Here is a 3,201-nt window from a genome sequence, read left to right on the forward strand (position 1 = left end):
TAAGCCTCCTTAAATAGCTCGCTATTTGCGTCGACTTATTCCTTGCATTGAAAAAAAATGCAAGAATGAAATCCGATAACGATTTAATCAGCGCTTCCTTAATGGGCCTAACGGCCCAAGGCTTCTCAGGTTTGACAGCAGCATTCACTGTCACACCAGCTCACTAGTACACTAGTACACTAGCACACTAGCACACTAGCACACCAGCACACTAGCACACCAGCCCACTACCTTCTTAGTACCTCTCAAACATCTCTCCGATTTCCCCAAAATCCTTTGTCCTTGTCAGGGCCAGCTGCAAAAGGATTCTGGCTTTCTGGGGGGAGAGGGAGCCGCCGTGGATGAAGCCTTCTCTGTCATAGGAGGGTTCGGCGGAAATGACGGAGCCGCTTCCGGCATGGGAGCTTCTCACCACCGGAATGCCTGCGGCTGCTGCCTTTGCCAGTTCGATTTCATCGGCCTTATGGATACTGCCGTTTCCGGTGCCCGCATAGATGATGCCCTCGGCTCCGGCAAAGACGGCACCTCTTACCATGGCGCCGTCGGCGCAGGCGGTACCGTAGACAATGTAAACTTTAGGAAGGCTTTTCATATGCCTTATGTCAAAGGGAGCCTGTCCTTTGGGTATACGCACCGGCAGGGCACACCAGCCGGGCCTGCCGTCATTCATATATCCCAGAGGGCCGTCAGGAGAGCGGAAGGTGTCCAGGGACAGGGTATTGCCCTTCGTCACATTCCTTGCGGCGAAGATGGTATCATTCATCATCACCAGCGCCCCTTTCCCTTTAGCCGACGGGTCGCCGGCCAGACGGACGGCATTTAAAAGATTCATGGGGCCGTCGGCGCTGAGGGCGGTGGCAGGACGCATGGCTCCGGTGAGCACCAGGGGGATGGAAGGATTCACCGTGAGCTGGAGGAACCAGGCCGTTTCTTCCATGGTGTCGGTGCCGTGGATGATGACAAACCCGTCCTTTTTACCTGCCAGTTCGTTCACCCTTTCTGCAAGGGTGAGCCAGATGGTATCGGTCATATCCTTGCTGTCAATACCGCATATTTCCTCCCCTGTCACATGGGCATAGTCCTTCACCTCCGGCAGGGTGGAAAGAAGGTCTTCCACCCCCAGTGCGCCGGCTTCATAGCCGGTGGTAGCCGTTTCAGAAGAGGCCTTCCCTGCAATGGTGCCGCCGGTGGCCAGAAGATGGACAGAAGGTTTCCTTTCTTCCGCCCTCACTGCCCATGCAGGCAGAAGAAGAAATAGAATCATAAGAAGAAAAATGGAAAAAATCATGGTCATGCCTCCTGTACACGGTCTTAGTCATAAGGAATTGTTTGATTTATTATAACATCGCACCACTGCCATTTCGACAAAAGTGGAGAAGTCTCCCTCAAAAGTAATAAAGAACAGGTACCGGTTCCATTGTGATGAAAAGGCAGCCGGCTTATCACCATAGTTCTCCTATTGGCAGCAAAAAAAAGCTGCAAAAAATGTTCCCATTTTTCACAGCTTTTTTCATTATTTCTTTACCTCTTTCATCATTGGCCGGCGGATAAGATCGAGGCCTGCTCTTTCAACCATGTCCCTTTCGCTGTCCGGCGCTACCAGGAAAAGGAAGCGGTAGCTGCCGTCCACTTTGGCTGCAAAGCCGCGAATGAAAAGAGGTACCATCCATCCGTCGGCGGAGAATACGGGCCGGATGGAAAAGCTGTAGGTTTTGGGATTTCCCTTCAGGCTGTGGAGCTGTTCCACATGTACCATGTCCACAGTAAGGAAATCATAGGGCAGTTTTTCTCCCGTATCCCTTCTCACTTCATCCACTCCATGAAGAAATACTTCGTTCATGGTACTCTCCAGCTTCAGGAGGGCCACATTGAAGGCAAGCATCCGTGCCCCCGCCTCCGGGCTGTGGCCTTTGGGAAGGAACATACCGCCGAAGAAGTCATCGGACGCCTTTCCTTTGAAGTCAGCACCCACGACCAGGGCGCCGGCAGTATATCTTTTCCCCTTCACCGTCATGGTGCCCATGTGACGGGCAAAGACAGAGTCTCCCCTGGCCAGGGGCTCATAGTGGACATCCTTCGGCAAAGCTGCATGGTTCAGGAAGACTTCGCCCATTTCCGAAACAGGAACCGCCCCGGCTTTTGAGAGAGCTTCCCCAAGGGGTGCCGCCGTACCGGTTCCATCGCCCAAAACCGGCCCTACCCCTGGAAACAGAGGCGTCTGGTCACCGATACCATATCCCTGGGCCGGGGGCATGGGCCCCTCCGCCATGGCCGTCCCCGCTGCCATAAGGAGCGGGACCGCCAGCACAGCTGCTAATTTCCTGATTTTCATTTCTTTGCTTCCTTCAGCGCCTTATCCAGAAGGGGCTGGAAATAGCGGCCCGACGCCTGGTCCGCTGCAAATACGGTATACACCGTCTTCCCCTCGCCTCTGGTAATGACCCCCTTCACATAGAGGGGAATCATAAATCCGTTTTTATTGAGCACCAGCCGGGCATCTCCCGTGCGGTAGGAAAGGCCCTTGTCCGATTTTCTGTCTTCCCAGGCGGAATGGTTTTCCACCTTCACTGCTCCACGGAAAAGGACAATGGCCTCATCCATGGAATCCTCTGCAGCCGGAACTTTTTCAGAAGAACCTGCCTTGGCAGCAGGAACCTTCCCGGAATTGTCCTTTGCAGTCTCAGCAGCTTTCGATTTTTCCTCTTCTGAAAGTGCCGTATGGCCGTACATGGCCAGCTTTAACATATCGCTGTCAGAAACGGAAAGGGACACCATCATCCCCTGGTAATAGGTATCATTAGCCGCTGCTCTCACCTGGTACACTTTACCTGTGCGGAGAATGGAAACGGCCATTTCTGAAAATTCTTTGGAATAGTCCTTATCCTTCGAGAAAACGGAAGCCCCTTCCAGCGCTTTTTCCACCGTAACCGCCGCATTAGGTTCCATGAGCCAGTCGTGGAACTGGCTTCCAAAGAAAGACCGCTCGCCGGGATACACGGACACGGAAGAGCCCATGTCCAGCACTTCCCCGCCGGATAAGGTCAAAGAATCGGCGGATACCACCATGCTTCCAGCCGTCACTGCCAGGGCAGTCATGGAAACTGCCAGCCATTTTTTCATTTTCATATCTATCTTCACCTTTCATGAATGAATCAGGAGTTATTAGGGAAGCACTGGTTAATTCATAGAGTTTGCTTTTAT

General features: G+C 53.0%; 3 protein-coding genes. All 3 read right to left on the reverse strand.

The annotated features are described in order from the left end of the window. Positions 1-235: 235 nt before the first annotated feature. Entirely contained in the window at positions 236-1,288 is a 1,053-nt protein-coding gene (locus tag B2Y11_RS05095) for a type II asparaginase (protein ID WP_291056962.1), read from the reverse strand. A gap of 225 nt (positions 1,289-1,513) precedes the next feature. Continuing rightward, entirely contained in the window at positions 1,514-2,332 is an 819-nt protein-coding gene (locus tag B2Y11_RS05100; protein ID WP_291056964.1) for a hypothetical protein, read from the reverse strand. Further along, the gene (locus B2Y11_RS05105) at positions 2,329-3,126 is read right to left on the reverse strand and encodes a hypothetical protein (RefSeq protein ID WP_291056966.1); all 798 of its coding nucleotides are present in this window, start codon (positions 3,124-3,126) and stop codon (positions 2,329-2,331) included. The genes B2Y11_RS05100 and B2Y11_RS05105 overlap by 4 nt, the downstream gene beginning before the upstream one ends. Positions 3,127-3,201 lie beyond the last annotated feature (75 nt).

It is taken from the genome of Dialister sp. UBA1703 (assembly GCA_002320515.1).
Taxonomy (GTDB): Bacteria; Bacillota; Negativicutes; order Veillonellales; family Dialisteraceae; genus Dialister.